Genomic DNA, 6267 nt, shown 5'->3' on the forward strand with positions numbered 1-6267 from the left:
CCCCATCAGTACAGAAGCAATTCTGTACTGCCAGGTACTTTTTCCGAACTTTAGTTTAAATCAATCAGAAAAGTTACAAGGTCACAGACGCCCCGTCTTTCAGCCTTGTCTGACCTGAAACAACAACCTTGTCACCCTTATTTAAACCATCCGAAATAATCACATCATTCCCCTGTACACCGCTGGCAGTAATTCTCTTTCTTGTTACTTTCTGGTCATCCCCTGCCACAAACACGTAAGTAATATCATCGGCATCACGGATAACAGCCGTTGCAGGTATGGTGATGGCTTCGACTGAATTGCCTGTCACTATTTTTGTTTGGGTGATCATCCCCGGCAGCAGTTTTCCGCCCGCGTTGCTGAGCCTGACTTTTACCGAATAGGATTTACTGGCAGGATCAGCCTGCGGATTGATTATTGTAATTTTTCCGCTAATGTTTTGATTTAAAGTGGATACAAAAACTTTTGCATTTTGCCCTATGATAATTTTACCAATTTCACTTTCCGGTACCGTTACCCGTGCATAAACCTGATCTGTTTTGATGATCGTAAAGGCAGGAACGCCCGGAGCAGCCATCGCGCCGCGCTCGACAAGTTTTGCCGTAATGATTCCGGACATCGGAGCATACAATTTTGTGTCCGCAACACGCTTGATCGATAAGTTCTTGTTTGCTCTTGCCTGGGCAAGTCTTGTTTTTATTTCAATAAAATCCTTTGCCGGCAAACTGCCCTTTTGATATAAAGCATTCAAACGGTTATAAAGATCCTCCGCCTGTTCCAGACCTGCATTGGCAATAAGTAGTGCATTATCATATTCTGTTGCATCGATGGTAGCCAAAAGCTGGCCCACGCATACATGTTGACCCTCACCGACCTTAACTGAATAAATCGTCCCGGGCACAGAAAAACCGATCTGGACTGAGTTATCGGCTTCAATGGTTCCGGAAAAACTCAGCTCTTCGGCTTGCCCTTCATTTTTGATCTGCTGCACTGTGACTTTCACCGCACTTTGTTTTACTTTTTTTTCTTCCGTTGCAGCGCATCCAGCAATTGAGGTTGTGATAGAAGCAATCACAAAGACCCGCATAATGACAGGCCTGATAAAATTACATTTTTTCATTTTTCGGGTGGTCAGATACCTTTAAAAGTTGGTATGCAAAGGTTAACATTGTTTACCCGACTAAAAAGGTTCTTTGATCGGTTTGATTGGGCCAAACTTCGGTTTTTTCTCAATTCAAATCGAAATTCATCATCTTTAGATTTCAATATTATTGCTGTGGAATATTAAATATCCATAACATTATTTTCTATAACGTTATCAATAATAAACAACACAGCACCGAAGCTTCATTTGTTTGCATATAAGCTCTGGTGAAGTTCGAAATTGCGCTAATTTAATTTTGGTTAAATAGTCCATTAAAATATAGATTAGACTTGCTTCATTTAAGTGGACATTGAGTTGAGAGAAACATTTTTAACTTAACATTTATATCTCGAGAAAGAAGAGTAGTTAACAAATAGTTAAAACTGATGAGCGTTGAACTACGTAGCACCCGCACAGACCTTAGCGCTCTGGCAAAAAAAATTGGATGTTCCACCGTCGATACGCTGCCGCTGGCTTAGAGAGTTTTCAGCAAAATAAAACGGGAGTTTTCCCGGCAATGAAAAAGTGATTTTGAATGAAACGGAGCAGTGTTTAGCTCCACTAAAAAAACAACTCCGCGACATGCAGCTTGACCGCGATATACTAAACTCCCAGTACCGCTTTTCGCTGTTGAATAGCTTGAACAACTTGAGATCCTATTGAAATCTGGCTTAAAATATTTATTTTTAAGTGACCTCTGAGTCAAGCCTCCGGCTTTTACTGGCACTTATAAATCCTTCCTAAAATCTGGGATGTAACGCGCCATGTAATTTAAAGACATTTGATGAATACCCTCGTGATATTCTAAAAGGAACCCGTACAGAAAACCTTAACAAGCCGCGTAAATTGACGTAACAAGAGTGTTTCGATATGATGTTGCGTATTGCCTGCCTGGTACGAAAAAGTAAAGTTAGAGCTGGCGTTCGCAGACTGAATATTCACGCCAGATCAATCCATTCGTTTAAGTAGTTTTATAACATTCCCTGAGTACCTCAGGGAATGTTTTTTAATAATTTATTTTCCCGACACTTCGACTAATACCTGCATCATTCAGACTATTGCAGAAGAGCGAAGCAATAAAAAATCTAATCTTACCACAGTATTTCAACCCTAGCGATAATGATTACAACTGATCCAGATGTGCGACTGTCTTATTTTTAAAAATATACTACAAATCCCTGCTGATCAATTATATTATTAATAGCTAATTTTTAAATAGCTGTGCCTGGATTTTAGAATTTATTCTATCTTTATAAGGTTAATTATAACTAAGTAATTTTAAGACATATTACTATTCATCTTATCCAAAACTCCTCTATACTTAATGAACTTACAAACTTTACCGCTAACTGAAGACAGTCGGTTCTGGAAACTTATGGAGTCCAGCTATGAAGGATTTTCGTTGCTTAACGAGTCATTTGAGGTTACCCATACAGGGCAGTCTTCGGAACGTATTCTAGGCTGGGGCAGCGCAGAGCTATTAGGATTATCAATAATTGATCAGATTCATCCGGAAGATGTCGCGTTACTTGCTGAGTCTTTCCAAAATTTATTGACATGTCCTGGTTTGACTAAATCTAATACCTTCAGATTTATGCAAAAAAACCATAATTTTATCTGGGTTGAATCTTCAATGACTAACATGTTAGATGATCATGATGTAAAAGCAATTATCTTTCGCTTTAAAGATATCACAACCGAGAAAAATTGGGTTAAAACCTTACTGAAGACGAATAACGAATTATATGCCTATAAATTCGCATTGGACGAATCTGCAATAGTCGCGATTACAAACCATCAAGGGATCATCTCCCACGTGAATGATAATTTCTGTCGTATATCGATGTACGAACCTAGTGAGCTGATTGGTCAGGATCATAGGATTATTAATTCGTCATTTCACGACAAAGCGTTTATGGGTGAACTCTGGAAAACCATAACAGCAGGCGAGATATGGAAGGGGGAATTGAAGAACAGAGCGAAGGATGGTGTTTATTATTGGGTCGATACAACCATTGTTCCGTTTTTGGATGAATATGGTAAGCCTTACAAATACGTTGCCATCCGCTCTGATATTACAGAACGCAAGCTTGTAGAAGAAAAGTTGAAACAAGAGCAGCAGCATCTAAGACTGCTGGAATCTGTTGTCACAAATACGAATGATGCAATTTTGATTATGAATGCAGAGTTTGCCTTTCAACGCGGTCCAAGTATTTTGTATGCCAATGAGGCCTTCACCAAAATGACAGGATATTCGTCCGATGAGCTACTAGGCAAGTCTCCAAAAATTATGCTTGGGCCCAAAACAGATTTTAGAGAATTGGAAAAATTAGTAGAGGCGGTCAAAAACAGGCAATCCTGCGAAATTTCTATTGTCAATTACAAAAAGAACGGTGAAGCCTTTTGGAATAATGTAACAGCGACTCCGGTCACAAATGAGAGTGGCCAGTACACGCATATAATCGCTGTAACCCGTGATATTACCGAAAAAAGGAAACTCGAAAAAGAGTATAACCAAATTTTCTTAAATGCACCGGATGTAATTTGCACGGTGGGTACTGACGGCTATTTTAAGAAAATTAACCCTGCTTTGGCCCGTATTTTGGAATACAGTGAGCAAGAACTGTTGGACAGACCAATCTTCAGTTTTTTTCATCCCCAAGATCGGATGAACGTTATGGACGAACTGATTCTCAAAAATAAATGTGAAGAAACCCTTTACTTTGAAAAAAGGTGTCTCACAAAGTCAGGTCAGATCAGGTGGCTTGGATGGACATGCACACCCGCTACCGAAGACGGGATCATTTTTATAGTGGCCCGGCATATTACAGAAAAAAAGGAACTCGAAGACTTGCTTGATAAGGTGACAAGATTGGCCGTTATAGGTGGTTGGGTAATTGATCTGGTAAGTACTACTATATATTGGTCAGATATTACCAGAGAAATACATGAAGTAGATCCTGGATATGAACCGGATATGCAAAAAGGTCTTAATTTTTACAAGGAAGAATCTGACCGGAAATTGGTCGCCAAACTGATTGACATAGCAATTCAAAAAGGTATTTCTTTTGATGTTGAATTACAAATACTTACAGCCAGGGACAAATTGAAATGGGTACGGGTAATTGGAGAGCCAGAGTTTGAAAACTCACAATGCGTTAGAATAAGGGGTAGCTTTCAGGATATCAGCGTACGAAAACAGGCACAACTTGGCGTCGAGCATGCTGAGAGAGAAAAAAATTTAATATTGGAAAGTATAGGTGATGCTTTCTTTGCCGTTGATAAAAACTGGGTAATTAACTACTGGAATAACAAGGCTGAAAAAGTATTTAACAAAACAAGACAAGAGATCGTCGGGACGGACCTGTGGCATGTTTTTCCGAGAGCCATGGGTTCGGATTTTTACACTAAATTTCACCGAGCCGCTATCTCCAAAGATGCTTCCCATTTTGACGGTTATTATCCACCGCTCGAAAAGTGGTATGATGTTAGTGTTTACCCTTCCACTAATGGCCTATCCTTTTATGTAAAGGATGTCACGGAACAAAAAAAATGGATAGCAGCCTTGGCCGACTCTGAAAAAAATTATAGTTCTCTTTTTCACTTTAGCCCTTTGCCCATGTGGGTATTTGATATTAACACCCTGGCTTTCCTGGATGTAAACGCTGCTGCAATAAAAAACTATGGTTACAACTACGAAGAGTTTTTGTCTATGACAATCCTGGATATCAGGGAAGTAGAAGAAATACCCAAAGTAAAATCTGTACTATCGATGAGTGATGCTCATGAAGGTCTAAGTCATCGTGGAATTTTTAAGCATAAAAAGAAGAATGGTGATCATATCAAGGTTGATATAAAAAGTAATCGTATTCAGTACAAGGGAGTCGATTCTAAAATTATAATAGCAAGTGATATGACTGATCACTATAATTATACTACCAAAATTGAGCAACAAAACAAAATATTCAGAGAAATCGCCTGGATGCAATCACACGTTGTAAGAGCGCCTCTGGCACGTATCAAGGGAATTGTACCGATGTTGCAAAATTGGAACGCATTTGCTCAAGAACGGGAAACGCTATTGGATTATCTATTTTTGGCGGCAAATGAATTAGATGAGGTTATCAAATCAGCATCGGAGAAAACAAGACTGGCGCAAATTGACTTGGAACAATCTCTATAAAATTTAGCACTGAAGCGATGAGGCCGTTCTTGGGCGGCCTCTCTTTTAAGGATTTTTGCCGAGTTTTGTATCCGAAACCGGACAAGCCGCAAAGATGATTGGCAGTACCTTTAAAGAAAAAGCTCAATAGGATTAAAAGGACCTTAAGGCATGTGTTTTGTCCGGTCGGACTATATTTAGGCGCCATATTTTTCTTTAAGGCGAGTATTCGTTAGGCTGTGGGCAAGTGCCATTCGGCCGAACTCCCCCAAAACCTAGTCACATCAATTCACAGTGAACTTGTTAAATTTTTTATCACTTTTCATTGGTCCCAGGATGGCTTCCGGCTCTATAGCCATTAGACTTCAAATTTCCATCCCTTTTATACTGCACAGCAACTCCCTGGCTATTGCTTTTGGCTAATTTAACGCTTGACTGACTTGAATTCCTCGTGGCACATCCCCTAAGTGTGCAACGTTCACATTTTTTGGCTAGACAATAATAAGCTTCCGGTTTATATCCTAGCTGCTTGCTCTTGTTCCTTTCTGCACACATTTCATTCTTTACACCATCGGATGGATGAAAAAGTCCTGTTGATAGTAGCAGTCGATGGCAGGCATCAATAAGGAAAGGGATTTGCTTATGGCTATGTTTTTATTTTTGCAAGAGTAATTGAATTTCACACCAATAAGTATGTCCGGAACTGAAGAGCTCACAGCAATGGGGACAGATCGAATATTTATTAGCACTTTCTTTGTAAATATGAGTATTATTCTCATTCGTACCGACTGGAGATAAGCTAAACCTTTCAGACGTAGAAAAGATAAATTTTTCAGAATTCATATTGGGAATCTTTCATAGACTAATTGAGTCTATGAAAGATCCACACCACCGGTACAGTAGAATTCGATTGGTCTGATACATCCGGCATTTCAGCGTCAAATACATATACTTTGCTATG

General features: G+C 39.4%; 2 protein-coding genes. One reads left to right on the forward strand and one right to left on the reverse strand.

The genetic code is table 11. From position 1 onward, the window contains the following. Positions 1–73: 73 nt before the first annotated feature. Positions 74–1120, reverse strand: a complete 1047-nt coding sequence (locus AC1XUO_RS09660) for an efflux RND transporter periplasmic adaptor subunit (protein WP_483329565.1) — start codon at positions 1118–1120, stop codon at positions 74–76. 1348 nt (positions 1121–2468) lie between these two features. Between AC1XUO_RS09660 and AC1XUO_RS09665 the strand changes: the two genes are divergently transcribed. Continuing rightward, the gene (locus AC1XUO_RS09665) at positions 2469–5327 is read left to right on the forward strand and encodes a PAS domain S-box protein (RefSeq protein ID WP_483329566.1); all 2859 of its coding nucleotides are present in this window, start codon (positions 2469–2471) and stop codon (positions 5325–5327) included. The last annotated feature ends 940 nt before the right edge of the window (positions 5328–6267 follow it).

The organism is Dyadobacter sp. HNCC25DJ186 (assembly GCF_056895235.1).